This is a genomic window from Thermogemmatispora argillosa, from assembly GCF_059696725.1.
Genome location: NZ_AP019377.1, coordinates 5,432,105 through 5,450,797, shown reverse-complemented (window position 1 = coordinate 5,450,797; position 18,693 = coordinate 5,432,105). Strand labels below are relative to the sequence as shown.

Sequence of the window (18,693 nt, the reverse complement as noted above, 5' to 3'; positions counted from 1 at the left end):
AGCGCTTGCTGCTTCTCTCTCTCTCAGCTGCGTCAGTTGCCATCCTACTTCCTCACATTTCACGTTACTCGGCAGGAGAAGATCCCATGAATATATTGTATTGTATCACTAATCAAGATCTATAGACAAAGCCAAAGGCCGTATATAGGGATACAGTCTATCTTGCAGCATATCCACGGCACTTTGTCCAGACGCGCCCATTTCCCGCTTGTCGCCAACCTGGGAGGCGTGGTATCATTTCCGCTGAGAGATGGAAGCTCGCTGGTTAGCCTTGGCCTGGGGGCATCCATCCCCTGCCCTTCGTGAGAAGACTGGCAGGCCCTACGAGGATGGAGTGAAGAGCGTGAGTCGGCACAAGCAGCAGTCTCCGCCACAGGTGACGTTCTATACGAAAGCAGGCTGCCACCTGTGCGATGAGGCCCGCGAGATGCTGGAAGATCTCGCCAGCCAGGTGGACTTCGACCTGACGGAGATCGATATTCGCGGCAACCCAGAACTGTTCGAGCTGTATCGCTATCGTATTCCGGTCATTATCGTCAATGGGCAGATGCTGGAAGGGCGCATTGAGTATGGCGATCTGCTAAAAGCCTTCCAGTTGCCTTGATTCATCAATAGAGGTTGTGTCTCCATCTGTTCAGTTGAGAAGAGGAGGATCAGGCTCATGGCCCTCGATCAGGGAGTCTCTTCACTCCCTCAGCCGCTGGTTCGCCCTACGCCTGCGCCTCGCCGGCGTCGTTCCGCTCGCTTGAACGCGCTTGCTGAAGGCCTGGGCACGCTGTTGCTGCGTTATTGGGCTCATGGAGTAACCGCTCTGCTGGGGAGCATTGTGCTGCTGGCGGTGAGCGTTCCTTTCTTGTTCTACTTCGGGCTAGATTCGGTTGCTCGCCCAATCTACTTTGCCCTTCATCTCATCTGCGCTCAAATACCTTCCCACTCCTTCTACATCTTTGGTCATCCCCTTGGGATGTGCGAGCGCAATTTTTCGATCTATGCGTCGATGTTCGTGGGCTCCCTGGCCTTCGTGTTGAGTAAACGTCGCCTGCCTGGTATCCCCTGGTGGCTATGGGCCGTGACGCTGCTCCCGATCGCCCTGGATGGCTTTACACAGATGTTCGGCTGGCGTGAGAGTACGCCCCTGCTGCGCGTTTTGACAGGCACGATCTTCGGGCTGGGCAACGTGCTTTTTGTGCTGCCCCTGATCGAGCGCAATCTCGTCGTGACCCCCCAGATGACCGCTGCTGTGCAGCTCCGCCAGGCGCTGGCCTCCCAGTCCTGGGCCGCACCGGCCCCCGCTGCCCTGGGCCTCGACAGCGCTCCTTCTCCTGTCAATGCCTCTGCTGCGCCTCCGAGCGGGATGGCCAGCACGGAGGTTTCCAGGCCCACTGTGCCACTGAGCCAGCCAGATGCCCAGTGAGGGAAGCGGCCCGCCTTGCCGGGTTTGTCAGGTTTTTTCCGGCTCTTCGGCTGGCAGGAAAGCGAGACCGGGGCGCTGATAGCCCCCCAGAGCTCCGCCCGGGGAGATGGAGACACTTCCATAGGGATTGGCTGGTGCGACGGAGCTTACGCCGACCAGGAGCGCCACTCTCGCCGCTTGACAGTGGAAGGCTCTCTGTTAGATACTCACTCTGCATGCGGAGGGAAATGCCCTATAGCCTTCCATAGCCTGGCTATCTCCCTCTCCCCTCGCTCGCTTGTGTTCACTCAGAAGAAGGCAGGCGGTAGAGAGCGAGGACACGGGGAAGGTTGCGGGGGAAGGAACAGTCAGTCCTCCAGGGAGGGAGATTCTCCTCCTGAGCAGGAAGAGGCGCGAGAGAGAGCAGGGGGCAAGGGGCCAAGCGGAGGTCAGTTGAGCAGCTCCAGGTGAGCCGACTGGATTGTTCAGCCTGGATGGAGCGAGCTTTTGGAGAGAGTTGGGGATCGTATGAGCCTTTCAGAACGGGCACCGGCCACATTTGCTATTGCTACGTTGGGTTGCAAGGTCAATCAGGCCGATAGCGAAGCAATTAGCGAGCAGATGCATGCTGCCGGCTTCGTGCAACAGGATTTTAACGAGCCGGCGGATGTCTATATTGTCAATACGTGTACCGTTACCCATCTGGGTGACCGCAGCTCGCGCGCGCTGATCCACCAGGTGCATCGCCGCCATCCCCAGGCTCTGCTGGTGGTGACGGGCTGTTATGCAGAGGCCAATCCGCAAGCGGTGGCCTCTCTGCCTGGCGTTGATCTGGTGGTCGGCAACAGCGGCAAAACTTCCCTGGTCGAGGCCATCCGCCAGCGGCTCCAACAAGGGAAGCAGAGTGCCGAGGGCAAGGCCACGACCGTCGTGCCCGGCTATCGGCAGCAGGGACGGGGCTCAGGGCGAGCTTTGCCTATGCTGCCGCTCGATAGCTACCACATTGGCAGCGATGTCCCATTCGATGAGGAGCCCGTCCCCGATAATGCCGATAGTCTCTCGTCTCTGACGCTGCCTGATAACTGGCGCCCTCCTTTCTCACGGACGCGTGCTCAGATCAAGGTTCAGGATGGCTGCGACAATCGCTGCACGTATTGCATTGTCCCGTATGTGCGCGGCGGCTCACGCAGCCGCAGCATCGCCTCCGTTGTAGAGCACGTCAGACGCAAAGCACGTGCGGGCTATAAGGAGGTAGTGCTGACCGGCGTTCATCTGGGCGACTACCACCCTCCCGAGAATCCCCAGCAAGACCTTGGGGATCTGTTGGCCGCTTTGCTTCGCGAGACGTCGATTGCCCGTATCCGGGTCTCTTCACTCGAGCCGGAGGACTTTCGTTTGGAATGGCTGGAGCTGTGGGAAAATTCGCGCCTCTGTCGCCATCTGCATTTGCCTTTGCAAAGCGGCTCGGATGCTATTCTGCGCCGCATGGGACGGCGCTATACGACTGAGCGCTATCGGACGATCGTCACAACGGCCCGCCGTCTGATTCCAGATATCGCCATTAGCACTGATATTATTACGGGCTTCCCAGGCGAGAGCGAGGAGGATTTTGCCCAAACGTACGCGCTGGCGGCAGAGCTAGGCTTTGCTCGCTGCCACGTCTTCCGTTTCTCCCCCCGTCAGGGCACGCCGGCAGCCCGCATGTCCTCTCAGGTCAAGGAGGAGGTCAAGAGGGCCCGCAGCGAACGCATGCTGGCCCTGGCCTCAGAGCTGTCGCGCCAGTTCCGCAGCCGTTTCTTGGGACAGACCGTTCAGGTTCTGCTGGAACAGCGCAAGCAAGGCTATTGGGAGGGACTGACCGACAACTACGTGCGCGTGGAGGTAGAACGGTTACCGGAGGCCGAGACGCGCAATTGGCAAAACACCTTTGTGCTGGTCCGCCTGGAGCACCTGACCGAGGAGGGGGCACGCGGTATCTTTCTGGGGGAGGTCGCATAGCCTCGGACGAGGGTGGAACGCATGCCCGGTAGTATTACCCGCTTGCCTGAGCTGAAACCAGCGCGAGACCGGCACGTGTCGCGTGCGCGCTCGTGGGGCTGTTGTCGCCTCTTCTCACTGCTGCTCCCTCTCCTTCTGGCTCTGACGGCTTGCAGCGGCGCTCAGTCAGCAACTGGCCAGCAACCGGCTCCGAGGAGTGCCACAAGCGTGCCAACTCTGATTAGCCGGCCAGGGACCTTGCCGGCTCTGGTGCAAGCGGCGAGCTTCCGTGAGTATCCGCTGACGCGCCATGCTGAGGGCGATATGCTCATGCGGCCAGTGGTTGATCAGCAGGGCCGGGTTTGGTTCGGGGTCATGGCCAGCAATCTCATCGCGATGTTCGATCCGCAAAGTGCTCGCTGGCATACCGTGGTCCCGCCGCACGGGCGCGGTGGTTTAATGGGAATGGCAGTGGCCTCTGATGGCACGCTCTGGTTCGCAGAGCAGTATGCCAACTATATCGGCCACTACGACCCGCGCGTGGGTCGCTTCCGCCTCTATCCTCTGCCTACGGTGACCGCTCCTGACCCGGCTCATAAGGGGAAGCAGCTGACTCTGCCGGTTGCCCCAAACGAGCTGCTCCTTGATCGGCAGGGCCAGGTCTGGTTTACTGAGATGAATGCCGATGCCCTTGGGTGTCTGAATCCCGCGACCGGCGAGCTGCGTCAGTATCCTCTCTCATCCCGTCATACGGTTCAGCAGCTGAATCCCTACGGCCTGGCCAGCGATGCCCAGGGCAATCTCTGGTTCACGGAGTCCAGCCAGAACCGTATCGGCTATCTCGATCCTCATACAGGGCAGCTCACGACCTTTGTGACGCCCGATGCAGGAGCGATGCCGATGGAGATCGCCGTCGATCGGCAGGGCCAGGTCTGGATCACGACCTTTGCTCATAATCTATTGCTGCGTTTCGATCCTCTCAATCACCAGTTTACGCGCTACTATGCTCCGACACCCGATGGCTCAACGGGCGGCCTCTATGGCCTCTCCCTGGATGCGAATAGTGTCTGGGTAACGGTGGCGGCGGCTAACGCTATCGCTCGCCTGGTGCCAGAACAGCAGCGTTTTCTTTACTACCTGATACCTACTGCGAGCAGCTTTCCTTTCGGGGTGGCCGCTGTCAGTCAGCAGCGAGTCTGGTTCACCGAAGCAGGGGCCAATCAGCTTGGCCTGCTGACGTTGACTTGATCTGGCCGGATCTGCCGACCGTTCCTCTCCCAGGAGCGGTTTGCAGAGCGGTGGTTTTCTTCTCGCTGCTCCGCCAGGGCGTCGTATGGGCTGCTGGGCCAGCAGGATGGATGTCCGTACGTATGGATGGGCAAGCTTCATTCCAACCGGTCATCCTGCTGGCCTGGCCAGAGATCACGGATGGAGAGCGCCAGACGTCCAGGCCGACGGCTGAAGCGGCGGAGCCGCGCAGCCCTATGGCCTGGCATGGCCTGCAATCACCACTCTTCACTGCGTTCGTTAGTCCGGCTCTTGCCTGGTCCTGGCTGGCAACTAGCTGCTGTAGATAAAGGCGACGCCAGGACCAGCGCTGTACACAACGTACTGGACTTTCCAGGGCGTGGCCCCCCAGTTCATGGTGCTGGCCAAGACGCGCCCCTGACCCAGTACCTTTTCCACCACCGCCACGTGTCCCAAGGCATAGGCTCCTTCGACCCCCGGCTGCAGCACAATGATGGCTCCCGGCACAGGATCACGCGAGACGTGCCAGTGAAACTCATAGGCCCGGGCCACCCACTGCCAGGCATCGGCCTGGGTGCGCCAGGGGACGTAGGTCCCGTGCAGTTGGAAATACCGTTGATTGGCCCACCAGGTACATTGCCCGTATGGGAAGACGTTGCCGCTAACGCCTGCCTGACCGCCGCCTTCTGCCGGGCCTGGACTTGGCTCCGGAGCAGCGGTCTGGGACACTGGGGGCGTCGGCGTCGGCGTGGCAACGGGCAGAGGCGACAAGCTTGCCGCCTCCGAGGAGGCATCAGAGATGGCTAACCCAGACTGAGGCTGCATCGAAACCTGAGCCGGCGTCCATTGGCTCTGTCGACGGGGCTGACGGGCTGACGCCGGTTTCTGCGCAGGCCGGGGAGAACGATGCCTATGCGCTCCCCCTGGCTGCGGCTCTTTGCTGGGGAAAAGATGCTGGGATCGTTGCTGCTGCTTACCAGCTTCTACACCGCTCAGGGCAGGCGCCCAGGCCGAGCAGGTCTGGACCGCCCCGCGGGTCAAGGCCGGCTTGAGATGCCAGCAGTCAACCTGAGTTTCTAGCGGCACCTGCGCTGCGCTGGCTGCTGTTCCCGAGAGGAGCAACACCAGGGCCGCCAGGGCCCGCCTGTTCCTCAGAAACTCAGCTCGCTGCTTTTGATGCAGGTAATGCCAGATTCGTTGGTGTACTCGCAATGTCTCGTCCCTTCGCAAGTTGCAACTATCACTAGCCAGTCAGGGCGTGCTCACCCCGCCCGGCTAACATGACTTACCGTCGCAATTGCAGGCCGATGGTGATTCGACATCCGCGATCTGTTACGGTTTTAATATAAAAGTGCTCACCAAATTGATTAGATCAATTTTATAATGTATTTGATTGTTTACTGATCAGTCGCCTACAGAACCGGGCCATCCCAGCCGGCCCAGAGGCCAGCGAGCAGCCCAAGGACGCCCTGCAGGCAGAGGCTTGTAAGGCCCGGGAGGACCAATGGGCCTGTGTAACAGGCATCAGGAGCAGAGAGCGGCGGGGTCCAGTTTCGCCGGGGCTGGTAGAGGGGCCTCGCCCTGCCAGATAAGTGGCAGGGCGAGGAGGCTTCTCTCCTGGTTTCCCTCTCGTGGCTATCAACCTGTGCCCGGGCTGCGGAGAGGAAGAGGGAGGCTAGTTCGACTGCGGCTTTGGCTCGCGCAAGTGGCGCTCAAACCAGTCGACGATGAAGCGGAGGCGCTGCAGACGCAGGTAAGGATGCCCCCCGCGAGAGAGGCCGTGACTCTGACCCTCGAAGCGCACGTAGCGCACCTCACGGCCCAGATACTTGAGAGCAGCGAAGAGCTGGTCGGCCTGCTCGATATTGCAGCGGAGGTCTTGCTCACTGTGCAGGATCAGGAGCGGTGTTTTCATCTGCTGCACGTAGGCCAGAGGGGACATACGCCAGTAGCGTTCCAGATCCTCCCAGGGAGTCGTATCCAGTTCATCATCGGCAAACAGCCAACCAAAATCACTGCTGCCGAAGTCGGAAATCAGATTCGTTACGCTGCGGTCGGCCACGGCAGCGCGGAAGCGATCGCTATGGCCGATCAGCCAGGCGGTCATAAAGCCGCCGTAACTGCCACCGATGACGCCGATGCGCTGCTCATCGATGCCGCCTTGCTGCAGAGCGGCATCAACGCCGGCCAGAATATCTAACGAATCCTTCTCACCCCAGGCTCCACGCACGGCCAGAGCGAATTCACGCCCATAGCCACAACTTCCACGCGGGTTGGTATAGAGCACGACGTAGCCGGCGGCGGCGAGCACCTGCATTTCGTGGAAGAAGCCATAGCCATACTGTGTATTGGGGCCGCCGTGAATCTCAACAATGAGCGGATAGCGCTGGGCGGGATCATACTGTGGAGGGCGCAGCAGCCAGCCATCCATAGGCCAATCATCGCAGCCACGGTAAGGGAGATATTCCGGCGCCGCCAGCTCCAGTTCTTGCAACAGCTCATCATTGCAATGAGAGACCTGGCTGAGCGCTGGCGCGTCAGGACCGGGCACCGCCGGCGCCCCACCGGCCTCACGGGGTCGGGCCAGCGAACAACGATAGACCTCCGGCGGCTGGACAGGGCTGCCCATGAGCAAGGCGACGTTCTGACCTGCCTGATCAAAGGAGAAATCGCGGACGTGCACCTCGCCAGGCGTGAGCGTTGGTGGCTCCTGGCCAGCCCCAGTGCGAGGAATCGCGTAGAGCCTGGTTGCTCCGCGGCGCGAGGCGAGTACATAGAGCGTTTGGCCGTCGGCGGACCAGCCCGGCGGAGGCATCAGGTGCTCATCACCCAGATCGCTATTGGTCCAATCAACACAGCTTCCCTCAAAATCGGTCGTTAGACAAACGGGCTGAACCTGGCCGGGCAAGGCACCGTCGAGTGAGAGCAGATAGAGATCGACGTGGTTCGCCGAGCGATACTTTGGCATGGCCAGGAAAGCGAGATGGCGGCCATCAGGCGACCAAGAAGGCGAAGAGCAGGACAAGGTCCCATCGGTCCAGCGACGCAACTCGCCCGGCTGTCCCGCGACGATCGAGAGGGTATACAGATCAGGACAAGGCATGCGCCAGCGATCTTCTTCACGGCTGGAGACAAAAGCGATCTGCTGGCCATCGGGAGACCAGGCTGCATCACTATCATCCCAGTCGCCATCGGTTAACTGAACAGGCTGACCTCCCTCGACGGGGATCAGAAAGAGGTGGTGTCGCCGCTCGTGGATAAAACCGACGCCGTCGAGCCGATACCAGAGGCGATCGATCACCCGCGCTTTCGGCAGAGGCTTGCCAGCCGGCGTTTTGGCCTCGCTTGGCCCCACCTGCGCCGAGAAGAGCAGGTAGCGCCCGTCAGGCGACCAGACAGGGCGCTCAGCGCCGTGCTCCATCCAGGTCAACTGGCGAGCCTCGCCGCCATCCGCCGGCAGCAGCCAGATCTGCGCTGGCCGCTGACCGTCCTGGGCCGCAGCAGACCCTGCCGTACCAGACGGAGGTGACTCCTCGCTCTCGCGATCAGAGACGAAGGCCAGCCAGCGCCCATCAGGCGACCAGGCAGGACTGTGGGCCCTGCCCCGCCCACTGGTGAACCGCCGGATCTCGCCCCCGGGCAGAGCCACCCAGATCGCCGAGCGATACTCATGTTCCCGCTCATCAATAGTGGTGACCACAAAGGCGATGCGAGAACCATCGGGCGAAAGACGCGGCTGACTGACAAAGCGCAGTCGATAGAGATCTTCGATCGTTATCGTTCTAGTCATAGACAGCTGCTTCTTCTTGTTGACAGGACCGGAAGGAACAGACCAGGCCTGTAAGGCGGCGAGCCGCTCCAACCGGTCGACCTGCACGCACAATGAGGCCCTTCACCATTCGCCATGCCCCGATCCTCTTGAGGCAATCGCTTGCTCATGATCAAGAAAACGGCCAGGGCTTAGCGACTGGCCGAAGCAGGACCATGCATGAGTACACACCGCACACAAGCGCAAGCGGGGGAAGGAAGGATCAGGCCGCTCAGCAGGACCGTAGAGGGTATTCCCCGTCTACGAGCGAACTGGGGCAAGCTTTTGCGCCATGCCCCCATCAAACGCTGCCCTTTTGCTTGATAGATCTCCTATTGAGTTAAGAAGGATGATCGGCGATCTCTGCCAGCCCGCCCCGCAGGCTCGCCTGGGGCTGATAGAGGCATGATACAGCGGCATCTTTCTCACTGTCAAGCAAGCCTCCTGCAATGCTGGCCACCTTGCCAGTGGCGAGGCCAATCAAGGTCAGCGCCAGGCGAACCAGAGCAAGGCTCAGGTTAGTGACGGTCCTACCCCTCACAACAGAGGATTGACTGCCCAGGTCAGCAAATGGAACCATAGGCCGCAGAAATCATCAAGCAGCAACTCGGCCATTGCCTGCTGATAGAGGCGTTCAAAGGTTGCGGGGGAAACATCCGCACACGCGCAGACGAAATCCTGCACCAGCTTCCAAAACACCATAAAGTGCTGATAACCCTCGGTTTGGGCCGGCGAGCCGGTGGAGAAATCGATCACAAACGGGCGATAGCCGACATCGCGCCAGCCCGCCGAGCGCAGAAGCCGGCCCAGGACAGTCGTGATGCCCAGCGTGCGTCCATCGGGAGAGAAGCTATATCCCCTGCGCCAGAAGGCACTGGCCAACCAGGCAGAGAGCTGCTCGAAGGCGGGACTGGTAGTCAGACACAGTTCGGCCTCGACCAGTCGGATGCTCCCCCCTGGACGAGTGACGCGGCGACACTCGCGTAACAGCGGTAGCCAGGCTGAGACAGGCATCATGCCCATCAGGAAGCGGGCATTGACGAGATCAAAAGTATCGTCGGGGAAGTCAAGGGGCTGCAGAGCATCCATCACCACAAACTCAGCATTGGCCAGGCCGCGCGACCAGGCCTGTGCCTGAGCATACTCCACCACCGTCGGGCAGCTATCGATGCCAATCACCGTCACATGCGGATAGGCATAAGCCACAGCCAGCGCCCAGCCACCTGGGCCACAGGCAATATCAAGGATCGTCTGCACCTCGCTCAGATCGCCATCGCGCTCCGGGAAGAGGCCCCCCATGTGCCGCGTCACCAGTTGCTCTAGCTGCATGGCCCGCGCCAGTTCAGCAGCATCGTCGGCCTCAATCACATAGGTTCCTCGCTCCCAGCAAGGTCTTAGCCCATACCTCACACGCTCATCCATCATGCAGGTCAAGCTCCCTTCACAATCACAGCAGCAAACACACACGCAGGCAAGCCAGCAGCGAGGACCGCTCGCCGCTCCTGCCACAATGCCCTGGCTCACAAGACTCATGTGCCAGACAGAACACAGGGGCAGAGGAGAACCTGCCGCCCAACCGCTTTGCCATCCACGTCGCGCCTGTTGCCCAAGGCGAGTGATTGCCACCACTCGGGCCGACGTCAACAGGCCTTATGCCAGTCAGCCTGCTTGCGCGCGCTGAGCAGGCCCGGCTCCATTGTAGCAGATCAGCTTTGCGCTGACCACCGGCAGGGCGACGTTTTTGGCGAGCCTGGCCAAAGGTTGAGCGGATTCGCGTGATTGACCCCAAACCGGCAGGATCTTCCTCACAGGAAAGTCAGACGAAGGACAGGGAGAGAGCCCTCACCACATAGCCGCCCAGTCGAGTTGTATCGGTGAACGAGGAGCAGCAGGGGGAGCCAACAGCACCAGCAGGGAGCAGCGGCCAGCTAGCCGAGACCTTGAGCATCGCCGCTGGGGAGTAGGAGTCTGGGAACTCCCCTGAGCTTAGCGGCGCCGGCGATTACGCCGACCACGCTCGGAGGCCAGATGAGAAGAGCTACGCCGTCGGCCTCTTGCCTCGCGCTGGAGTGCAAGATCAAGCGTCTCATGCAGGCGTTCGAAATCGTCGACGTCAAGCTGTAACTCTACCGCAGGCGAATCATCGGCGCGGGCGCGTCCCTCCTCAAAGAGCTGAAGAACCATGACCAGCTCTACCTCAAACTCCATGACCTCTTCTTCGCCCGCCTCCTCAGCGAGCAGCCCGGCCTCTGACTCGTCCTCTTCCTCAGCCATACTCTCCTCCTCTTCCTCGGGGACGTCGCTCTCATCGGGGAGATCAGCCTGAGTAAAGATCAGGTTGGTGCGCGCACAGCGGAACCGTCCAGTGAGCTTCAGCGCGTCAGTGGCCATCTCTTCAGCCAGCTCCCGCACCACATCCATCATCTGCGTAAAAGCATCCTGCAATTGTTCTAGCGCACCCTCTTCCTCGGCACTCAGCTCGCCCTCCTCGGCTAGCAACTCACTGCGCTCCGCAGCACTAGAGGAGGGATTGGCCTCAGGTAAGCGCTGCCGCGCCAGTTCGTTCAGGCGATCCAGAGCCTGGGCGAGGGAGGGAGAGAAGGTACTTGCGCTGCTCTCTCGCTCTGTTGCATCCTCAAAGTGTTTTTCATCGATTGAACGATTGCTATGCTCCTTTTCAAAATGATCATCATCATCTTCAAATTCGACATTCAGGCCAACAGCCGCCTCCACCGCAAGGATCTGCTGATGCAACTGTTCAGCGACCTCGCGACTCATATACGCCTGGATACGGGCCTGCCGGGAGGCAGCCACCAATTGGAAAGGGGGCCAATCGCGGTAGCGCTCCCGGCCACGCAGATAGCGCACCTCGACCACCCCGAGGGTATCCAGCCGTAGCGAAAGCTCCATGAATCCCTCCTCGCAGAACGAACCGGCTGCGACACCACGCCGCCTTGACGCCGCTGGCAGCCTTCTCAGCCAACAGCACGGAGTGCAGCCGTCATGTGATCCACGGTCCCGCGCCGCCGTTCCAACGGCCACGTCCGCCTTGCACGCCGGCGCCAGAGGAGGAGCGCACAGGCAAGCAGACGAGCAAACGGGCGCATACCGTTGCCTCATGCGGACAAAAGGACCCGGAAGGTCAGACGTTTCAGGGTTGCAGTACTCTCTCGGGAGTTGACATCATCATACCACAAACCTTCTCCTTTGACACCGCGCTCTGTTAATCTCTACTGTGGGAATAGGAGACCTGGTTTACCGTTGCCCTTCCCCCTGTGCGCCTCTATCTGGCCCCCCCTGAGCCTCTCGCCAGACCTGGAAGTGAACAAGGACCTGCTCGCGCCTCTAGTCATGGCGCTCGGCCATGCTGAGCTTGCCCCTGGTGGCTCACACCCGCCGGCTGCAGGCGATATAATATTGTGTAGTAGGGAGGGAGGAAGGAGAAGAGCAAGGGCAAGAACGCCGCCCCTGGCGGTGGGCGCTGCGTGGGGCGTATTCTTTCCAGTCCAGGTCAGGTAGAGACCCGGCGTGGCTAGAAACCCAGACCTATGGAGCCAGAGCCATCTGTGCAGCTTGAACAAATTCTGGGACACATCGCGGTCGGAGCCGCAGTCCTGGATGCTACTGATTGGCGTGTTCTCTATGTGAACCAGTACCTGGCCGCGTTGCTGAGCGAGCCATGGCGCTCGCAAGGAGTGGTTGGTCATCGTCTAGCCGAGATCCTTTCCCCAGAGATCGTCTCCCTAGCCGTGCCTTATTTGCAACAGGCCAGCACCACGCGTCAGCGTCTGGTCTTTCAGGACGTTCCCTACGAAGGCTTGCTGGCCAGTCGCGGGCGTACCTACTGGCGCATCTCGCTGACCCCCGTGACCTGGGAGGGTCAGCGAGAAGAGCGAGAGGAGAGAGGGCAGCGGGAGGCGCTCCTGATTACCGTGGAAGATGTGACCAGCCAGGTGCGTTCACGCCTACTCTTGAAGGCGATGCAGCACATTTCGGCGGCGATCGCCGGGCCGTTTGCCCTTCCCGAGGTACTGGATCGCATTCTACAGGCTGTTCAGGAGATGGTCGGCTCGACCCGCTGTGCTATTCTGCTGCTGGAGCCGGTTACCGAGGTTGAGGCCGTGCTTCCCGATATCGCACAACCGCGTCGGCCCGTGCGTCAGGAAGCCGCTGGTGAGCCTGAGCCGCTGGTGACCCTGGCCGCCCAAAAAGGTTTGCATCCCAGCGCCCAGCAGTGGCGTCCTCGCTTGACTGAGCGCCTGCTGCTCAGTCGGGCCTTGCGCGAACAGCGAGCGCTGATCATCGAGGACACACGCAACTGCCCAGAGTTGGAGCTGCCGCTTCTTGACGACGATGGCCTGCCACGCCGTCCCGGTTCCGTTCTCTGCGTGCCGATCTTCGATCCCCATCCAGAGCCGATGAGGCCGCTCGAAGGGCCTGGAACCCAGAGTCAGGGTTTGAGCGAACGCCCGCCGGTAGTGGGGACCATCGAGGTCTATCATCGGCGGGCGCGCGGCTTCCCCGCCGAGGAGGTTGAGCTGCTAGAGCAGTTTGCCCGTCAAGCCGGCCTGGCTATCCATAATGCGCGCCTCTTTTTCAGCATCAATAGCCTGGCCCGTACGGCGAGCCGCAATGTGCGCCAGCGTGAGAATATCATGCAGGCCATTCCCGACGGTGTGGTGATCTACGACGCCCGTTGGCGCGTGGCAGACATGAATCACGCAGTGCGCCGCCTGCTGGGCTGGAGCGATGAGGTCCTGGGTCTGCCGATCTGGGAGGCCCTGGCCCGCAGTCAAGCCCGCTTTGAGGAGGCGCTACCCCGCGGGCCGGAAGATATTCCAGCCCTGGAACGCCGGGCCCTGGAGCATAGCGTCGACGAACTTAAGGTCATTGGCGCCGATGGCCGCCCCTACGTCATCCGCCGCTCCTATGCGCCCATTCACGATACGATCGGCGATATCTTCGCCTTTCTCGTCATCTACCACGATGTGACTGAGCAGGCCGCCGCCCGCGAGCGCATTGAGGCCGAGGTTGTGGCCCGGACACTTGAGCTGGCCCAACGCAACCAGGCTCTTCAGGAGGCCAAGGCCGCGCTCGAGGAAGAGAGCGCCCGCATGCAGACCCTCCTTGAACGGCTGCCCTCGGGCGTGCTCTTGATCTCAAAGGAGGCCCGCGAGCGTCCACGCATCAGCATCATCAACCGCCAGGCCGCCCGGCTGCTACGCCGGATGGGGGTGCCAGAGGCGCAAATCGATGACCCCGAAGAGATCATTCGCCGCCTGGCTGGCCGCCCCAGTGAGGAGATCATCGACCGCATTCATGTCTACGGCCCTACTGGGGAGCTGATGCCTGTTGAAGAGCGACCGCTGGCCCGGGCCCTTTTCCGCGGCGAGGCCAGTGAGAGCGAGCTCCATTTGAACCAGCCCGATGGGACAACGCTGTTCTTGCTCGCCAGTGCGGCGCCGCTGCGGGCCAGCGATGGCACGATCAGCGGGGCGATTCTGGTCTGGCACGATATCACGCGCATGAAGGAGCTAGAGCGCGAGCGTGAGGATTTCTTTACCACGATGGCCCACGAACTGAAAACGCCCCTGGCCAATATCCGCGCCCACCTGAGTGCCCTGCAGGCCGATGACCTGCGCTGGTCGGTGGAAGAACAGCGCGACTTTCTGCGCACCGCGGATGAGCAGGTGGAGCGGCTGGTCAGCATGGTCAACCAATTCCTGGATGCCGCGCGTGTCGAGGCCGGCGCCCTGCGGCTAGAGCTAGAGCCGGTCCTGCTCTCCGAGCTGGTTGAAGACCTACAGGAGCGGCTGGAGGCCCTGATCGCCAGCTCACACCGCCGGCTGGAGGTGCGCGTCCCGTCCCAACTGCCAACGGTGCTGGCGGACTACGAGATGATCATTCGGGTGCTGACCAACCTGCTCAGCAATGCGTTTTACCACGCTCCAGAAGGGGATACCGTCCTCTTGGAGGCAGAGCAGGTGAGTTCACGCGAGGTGGAGATCCGTGTGACCGACCACGGTCCAGGGCTGACCCCAGAACAGCAGGAAGAGCTGTTCACGCGCTTTAGTACCTTCGCTGCAAGCCGCCGTCCGGCGGCGGATCGACCCGGTCAGCCGGCCCGTGACCGACGCCGCGATAGCGCGCGCTGGAGCCCCGGCACAGGTCTGGGCCTCTACATCAGTCGCGGCATTATCGAGGCGCATCAGAGCACGTTAACGCTCCATAGCAGCCCCGGCCAGGGGACCACCTTCGCCTTTCGCCTCAGCATTGCAGGAGAACCAACGACCGCCCAGCCCCTGTTGCCCGCCTCGGCTCCGCGCGGCAATACGACCGGCTCCAGGGAGGGTACCCATGATGTCGGCTTCTGAGCGAGAGAAAAAACCGTGCATTCTTTGTGTGGAAGATGACCCCCAGATGAGCGCCTTCCTGCGCGCTCAATTGAAAGCGCGTGGCTTCCAGGTGCAGACGGCCCGCGATGGGGCCCAGGGTATTGAGCTGGCCGCCTTGGTGCAGCCCCAGCTAGTCTTGCTCGATTTATCGCTGCCGACACTGGATGGTCTGGCGTTCCTGCGCCGCCTGCGCGAGTGGAGCAACGCCCCTGTGATCGTGCTCTCAGCCCACGATGAGGAGCCAGTCAAGATTAAGGCGCTCGACCAGGGGGCCGATGATTACCTGACCAAGCCCTTTAGCATTAACGAGCTGCTAGCGCGCGTGCGTGTCGCCCTGCGCCGGGCCGCCGAGACGGAGCGGCTGCTGAGCAGCCTGGGACAGGGAACTACCAGCCCCAGTACGCCAACGTACCGCTGCGGCGGGCCTGACGGGCTGGAGGTCGATTTTGCCCGTCGCAAGGTGCGCTCCGGCGGCAAGGAGGTCCATTTGACCCCCACCGAATATGATTTGCTCTATGAGTTGACGCGCAATGCCGGTAAGGTGCTCACGCACCGCGAGCTGCTACAGCGCGTCTGGGGAGCTGACTATGTAGGAGAGAATACCTATCTGCGTACCTTTATCCGCCACTTGCGCCGCAAGCTGGAACCCGACCCTGCCCACCCGCGTTTCTTGCGCAATGAGCCAGGCGTCGGCTACTTTGTTCCGCCTCCCGATGCTCCGCTGCTAGGTGATTTGTCGTAGGCAAGAGCATCTCTTTCCGGCAATTCGCTCGCAAAGGTCAACCTTCACAGGATTTTCACAGTTCTCCCCGCTGTGTTCACACCGTTGTCACTCGCCATAGTGTATACTCTCTAACAGAGAAGCTGACCACGATTGCTTGCTCGCTTCGAGAGGCGGAAAGGAGATCATGCGCGAGCGCCCACACGTTGCTGCAAGGACTGGCGTGAGGCGCTCAACGCCCGAATGAAGGAGATCAGTGTCAGTGGCCTAAGCCTTATGCAATGCAGGCTCTTCAGAGACGGGTCGCACGCCTGGTGATCCCGCTGGCGGATAAACTACCCGCCCGCTTGCCAGTGAAGAAGGAGGACCACATGCAGGACCGCAAAGATGATCGTGAGATACTGCGCCGCGGCGGTTTTGATGAGGTTGAGATGCGCCGCCTGGCCAGGCTCCGCGAAGAGTATGCCGAGAGGGAACAACAGCAGGCTCTTGCCGAACACCGCCGCCTGGAGTTTGTCCGCTGGCTTGTCGCAACGGGGAAGTTGAGCGATCAGATTGCGTGAGGCAAGGCGGCACCGATCACCCTGTTCGGAACGCTGCTCTGGCTAGCTCGCCCAAGAATAGGCATAGCATACTATCCATCCTCTTCGGTGCCATGGACCTTACAGCTGAGGGTAGCGCCGACCTCGCCCTATGCTACCGTATAGGGCAGGCGCGGATGCTGCCCTCTTTGTGCTTCTGGGTGACCTGTGAGCCGAGCAGGTGACCAGCCCTTGCGGCGCCTTCTTTGAGGGTTCTGCCTCCACCGGAAGGGCTTACCCTTTGCCAGCCGTAGACCTGCGGCGGACAAGAAGCGGCTGCCGTCCCATCCCGTAGGCTTCTCACTTCTCTTGGCGTTCCATTCCTCGCCTATCCGCCCGATGGCGCTCGTCCCCCTCGCTTTTGCCACTCTGCCGGCTCTGGTGCTGCGAGGCTTCAGGGACTGGACGCTGTGAGACAGCAACCTGACGCGTAATCGTGAGGATACGCTCAATGACCTCTGGTGGGGGGTCAAGACGCGGCAAATGCTCTATGAACAGGCGGTCCAGTTCATCAAACTCTTCTTGCAGCTCTTCCCCTTCCTGCGCTGCTGTGGCAGGGTGGATTGATCGCTCGCGCTGCTCCCGCATAAACAATTTCCCCTGGATGTTGTTCCTTGGCTCGCTCGTGCTCTGCTATGTACAACGAACAACATCCAGGGGAAGTTTCACACGGTAGGGCTTGCTTCGGCCCTTGCCCTGCTGTAGCTCAGCCCGAGTGAGCCACAGCAGGAGCGCTGGCCAGACTTACGCCAGAGCCGCAGTGATCCTGCCTGTATATTCGCGCAGGGCGGCGCGCAGGAGCGGCTTGGCGCGCTGAAAGTACGTCTTGGCGGTGGCCTCCGGCATCTGGAGCGCCTGGCCGATTTCAGCGAAACTGAGCTGGGCCAGGTAGCGCAGGAGCACAACGGCCCGGAAGCGCGGCGGGAGCGTCTGAATGGCTTCCTGCAGCACACGCTGGAGATCGTGACGCTCAGCCAGCTCCTCTGGCAGCGGTCCGCTATCAGGCATGGCATCGAGCGGAGAAGGCTCATCCTCGTCAGTGCTGCCTTCCAGCTCAGAGAAATGCACGGCACGCTTGCGCCGCAGTTCGTCCAGACAGCGATTGCGAGCCACCTGGAACAGCCAGGCTTTCAGCGGCTCGCCGGTGCGAAGGTTTGGAAGCGAGATGTAGAGTTGCAAGCAGACCTGCTGCAGAATATCACACGCCTGGTCATAGTCACCGAGAAAGTGGTAGATAAAGCTAAACAGAGCCGTTTGATAGCGCTTTAAGAGCATTTCAAAGGCCCGCTCATCACCAGCCAACGCTTTTTGGGCCAGAATACCATCTATATTTACTGCAGGGCGTTCTTGCTTTGCCATCGTTTCGTTTCCTCGTCGCTCTTCGTCTCTCTTTGTCGCTAGACAGAAGAGTACCGTTTTTCCCAGCGGATTACAAGGCATTCTGGCCCAGATAAGCTCTGCAGTAACAGGCTCTAAGCAGAAACTAAACCATGCGGCCGCTTTCTTAGGACTTTTTAAGCTTTGCTTTTGAGGCTCAGCCTGGGGAGTGGCCGCCAGCCTGCTCTAGCCGAGCGCTAGATGTTCGAACGCGATTGGGCGCCATCGACAGGGATGCAGGCCCCACTGACCAAGGAGGCAGCAGAGGAGGCCAGGAAGACAACCACCGCCGCCACTTCCTCGGGCGTTCCAAAGCGGCCTAACGGGAGCTCGCTTTTGACGAAGGCCTCGATGCTCTCGGGGTCCGCCTGGCGTCGGCGATCCCAGGAGCTGCCTGGGAAGAGCAAGGAGCCAGGGGCCACGCTGTTCACCAGGATATTATTAGGGGCGAATTGGCGAGCGAGCGACTTGGTGAGGCTGATGGAGGCCGCTTTGAGGGCGTTGTACGCAGGCCTTCCTCCCGATTCGCGCCCGAAGATCGAAGAGATGGCGATGATCCGCCCGCCTCCCTGGCGGCTCATGATGGGGGCCACCAGGCGCGCGAAATGACTGAGCGCCAGGACATTGAGGGCCAGCGCGTCGTGCCAGTCCTCATCACTGGTGTCGAAAATCGTCTGGCCACGGGCCCCTCCTGCATTATGGACCAGGATGTCGATGCGCCCATAGCGCTCCATGACTTCCTGAACAATGCGTTCAATGTTCTGGGGCACCATGAGATCAGCGGCAATGGTCATGACGTCGATGCCAGCGCTGTGTAGCTCCTCGGCTGTTTCTTCCAGGGCCTTGCGCCCCCGAGCGATGATGGCCAGCCGACAACCTTCAGCGCCCAGCGCACGGGCAATGGCCTTGCCTACCCCGCGGCTGGCGCCCGTGACAATGGCGATTTTGCCTTCCAATCCCAGATCCATAGTCAAGCCTCCACAAAACGCTGAGAGAGCGAATGAGTCGTGGTCACCCTTTGTTGAAAAGGCGACCAGCAGGCAAGCGCTTGATCAGATCGCAAAGCGTCCCGGTCTGCGCGCGCGATGCCGGCGCGGAGCGGAGCATCCGTCACGACAGAGCTGGACGCTTTGAGCAGCACGCAAGGCCAGGAGCCAGGACGCCCCAGCCCCACCATTGGCCGGCAGTATCAG

At 61.1% G+C, this 18,693-nt stretch carries 15 protein-coding genes; 7 read left to right on the top strand and 8 right to left on the bottom strand.

The annotated features are described in order from the left end of the window. Window positions 1-343 precede the first annotated feature (343 nt). The 4 genes from AC6H1L_RS21175 to AC6H1L_RS21160 all read left to right on the top strand — a co-directional run bounded on the left by AC6H1L_RS21175 (window position 344) and on the right by AC6H1L_RS21160 (window position 4,618). A complete protein-coding gene (locus tag AC6H1L_RS21175) occupies window positions 344-604 on the top strand; it encodes a glutaredoxin family protein (protein ID WP_497599438.1) in 261 nt (86 codons plus the stop codon). A 57-nt stretch (window positions 605-661) separates the two neighbouring features. Continuing rightward, the gene (locus AC6H1L_RS21170) at window positions 662-1,414 is read left to right on the top strand and encodes a DUF2085 domain-containing protein (RefSeq protein ID WP_497599437.1); all 753 of its coding nucleotides are present in this window, start codon (window positions 662-664) and stop codon (window positions 1,412-1,414) included. Window positions 1,415-1,921: 507 nt separating this feature from the next. Continuing rightward, window positions 1,922-3,391, top strand: a complete 1,470-nt coding sequence (gene mtaB, locus AC6H1L_RS21165) for a tRNA (N(6)-L-threonylcarbamoyladenosine(37)-C(2))-methylthiotransferase MtaB (protein ID WP_497599436.1) — start codon at window positions 1,922-1,924, stop codon at window positions 3,389-3,391. 207 nt (window positions 3,392-3,598) lie between these two features. Next, on the top strand, window positions 3,599-4,618 hold the full coding sequence (locus AC6H1L_RS21160; RefSeq protein WP_497599435.1) for a Vgb family protein: 1,020 nt from the start codon (window positions 3,599-3,601) through the stop codon (window positions 4,616-4,618). 312 nt (window positions 4,619-4,930) lie between these two features. On the opposite strand, the gene AC6H1L_RS21155 is transcribed toward AC6H1L_RS21160, so the two are convergent. The 5 genes from AC6H1L_RS21155 to AC6H1L_RS21135 form a co-directional block, all read right to left on the bottom strand. Continuing rightward, on the bottom strand, window positions 4,931-5,443 hold the full coding sequence (locus tag AC6H1L_RS21155) for a CHAP domain-containing protein (protein ID WP_497599434.1): 513 nt from the start codon (window positions 5,441-5,443) through the stop codon (window positions 4,931-4,933). 850 nt (window positions 5,444-6,293) lie between these two features. After that, on the bottom strand, window positions 6,294-8,408 hold the full coding sequence (locus tag AC6H1L_RS21150) for a S9 family peptidase (protein WP_497599433.1): 2,115 nt from the start codon (window positions 8,406-8,408) through the stop codon (window positions 6,294-6,296). A 358-nt stretch (window positions 8,409-8,766) separates the two neighbouring features. Then, window positions 8,767-8,967 carry a hypothetical protein gene (locus AC6H1L_RS21145; RefSeq protein ID WP_497599432.1) on the bottom strand — a complete coding sequence of 67 codons (201 nt, stop codon included), beginning with the start codon at window positions 8,965-8,967 and terminating at the stop codon, window positions 8,767-8,769. Continuing rightward, on the bottom strand, window positions 8,964-9,851 hold the full coding sequence (locus tag AC6H1L_RS21140) for a class I SAM-dependent methyltransferase (protein WP_497599431.1): 888 nt from the start codon (window positions 9,849-9,851) through the stop codon (window positions 8,964-8,966). Before AC6H1L_RS21140 ends, AC6H1L_RS21145 begins: the two co-directional genes overlap by 4 nt. Window positions 9,852-10,412: 561 nt before the next feature. Further along, window positions 10,413-11,336 (bottom strand): hypothetical protein, encoded by a 924-nt coding sequence (locus tag AC6H1L_RS21135; protein ID WP_497599430.1) that lies wholly within the window; start codon window positions 11,334-11,336, stop codon window positions 10,413-10,415. 656 nt (window positions 11,337-11,992) lie between these two features. On the opposite strand from AC6H1L_RS21135, the gene AC6H1L_RS21130 reads away from it, so the two are divergent. The 3 genes from AC6H1L_RS21130 to AC6H1L_RS21120 all read left to right on the top strand — a co-directional run bounded on the left by AC6H1L_RS21130 (window position 11,993) and on the right by AC6H1L_RS21120 (window position 16,105). Further along, on the top strand, window positions 11,993-14,800 hold the full coding sequence (locus tag AC6H1L_RS21130; protein ID WP_497599429.1) for an ATP-binding protein: 2,808 nt from the start codon (window positions 11,993-11,995) through the stop codon (window positions 14,798-14,800). Then, the gene (locus tag AC6H1L_RS21125) at window positions 14,787-15,563 is read left to right on the top strand and encodes a response regulator (RefSeq protein WP_497601581.1); all 777 of its coding nucleotides are present in this window, start codon (window positions 14,787-14,789) and stop codon (window positions 15,561-15,563) included. Before AC6H1L_RS21130 ends, AC6H1L_RS21125 begins: the two co-directional genes overlap by 14 nt. Window positions 15,564-15,823: 260 nt before the next feature. After that, a complete protein-coding gene (locus AC6H1L_RS21120) occupies window positions 15,824-16,105 on the top strand; it encodes a hypothetical protein (protein ID WP_497599428.1) in 282 nt (93 codons plus the stop codon). 318 nt (window positions 16,106-16,423) lie between these two features. On the opposite strand, the gene AC6H1L_RS21115 is transcribed toward AC6H1L_RS21120, so the two are convergent. The 3 genes from AC6H1L_RS21115 to AC6H1L_RS21105 all read right to left on the bottom strand — a co-directional run bounded on the left by AC6H1L_RS21115 (window position 16,424) and on the right by AC6H1L_RS21105 (window position 18,468). After that, window positions 16,424-16,711, bottom strand: a complete 288-nt coding sequence (locus tag AC6H1L_RS21115; RefSeq protein ID WP_497599427.1) for a hypothetical protein — start codon at window positions 16,709-16,711, stop codon at window positions 16,424-16,426. A 156-nt stretch (window positions 16,712-16,867) separates the two neighbouring features. Further along, entirely contained in the window at window positions 16,868-17,482 is a 615-nt protein-coding gene (locus tag AC6H1L_RS21110; protein WP_497599426.1) for an RNA polymerase sigma factor, read from the bottom strand. A 215-nt stretch (window positions 17,483-17,697) separates the two neighbouring features. Further along, on the bottom strand, window positions 17,698-18,468 hold the full coding sequence (locus AC6H1L_RS21105; protein WP_497599425.1) for an SDR family NAD(P)-dependent oxidoreductase: 771 nt from the start codon (window positions 18,466-18,468) through the stop codon (window positions 17,698-17,700). Between the last annotated feature and the right edge of the window lie 225 nt (window positions 18,469-18,693).

Coding starts and splice junctions, on each gene's coding strand:
- AC6H1L_RS21135 (WP_497599430.1), bottom strand. CDS start 11,336: ATGGAGCTTTCGCTACGGCTGGATACCCTCGGGGTGGTCGAGGTGCGC.
- AC6H1L_RS21150 (WP_497599433.1), bottom strand. CDS start 8,408: ATGACTAGAACGATAACGATCGAAGATCTCTATCGACTGCGCTTTGTC.
- AC6H1L_RS21125 (WP_497601581.1), top strand. CDS start 14,787: ATGTCGGCTTCTGAGCGAGAGAAAAAACCGTGCATTCTTTGTGTGGAA.
- mtaB (WP_497599436.1), top strand. CDS start 1,922: ATGAGCCTTTCAGAACGGGCACCGGCCACATTTGCTATTGCTACGTTG.
- AC6H1L_RS21120 (WP_497599428.1), top strand. CDS start 15,824: ATGCAGGCTCTTCAGAGACGGGTCGCACGCCTGGTGATCCCGCTGGCG.
- AC6H1L_RS21140 (WP_497599431.1), bottom strand. CDS start 9,851: ATGATGGATGAGCGTGTGAGGTATGGGCTAAGACCTTGCTGGGAGCGA.
- AC6H1L_RS21115 (WP_497599427.1), bottom strand. CDS start 16,711: ATGCGGGAGCAGCGCGAGCGATCAATCCACCCTGCCACAGCAGCGCAG.
- AC6H1L_RS21110 (WP_497599426.1), bottom strand. CDS start 17,482: ATGGCAAAGCAAGAACGCCCTGCAGTAAATATAGATGGTATTCTGGCC.
- AC6H1L_RS21170 (WP_497599437.1), top strand. CDS start 662: ATGGCCCTCGATCAGGGAGTCTCTTCACTCCCTCAGCCGCTGGTTCGC.
- AC6H1L_RS21155 (WP_497599434.1), bottom strand. CDS start 5,443: ATGCAGCCTCAGTCTGGGTTAGCCATCTCTGATGCCTCCTCGGAGGCG.
- AC6H1L_RS21105 (WP_497599425.1), bottom strand. CDS start 18,468: ATGGATCTGGGATTGGAAGGCAAAATCGCCATTGTCACGGGCGCCAGC.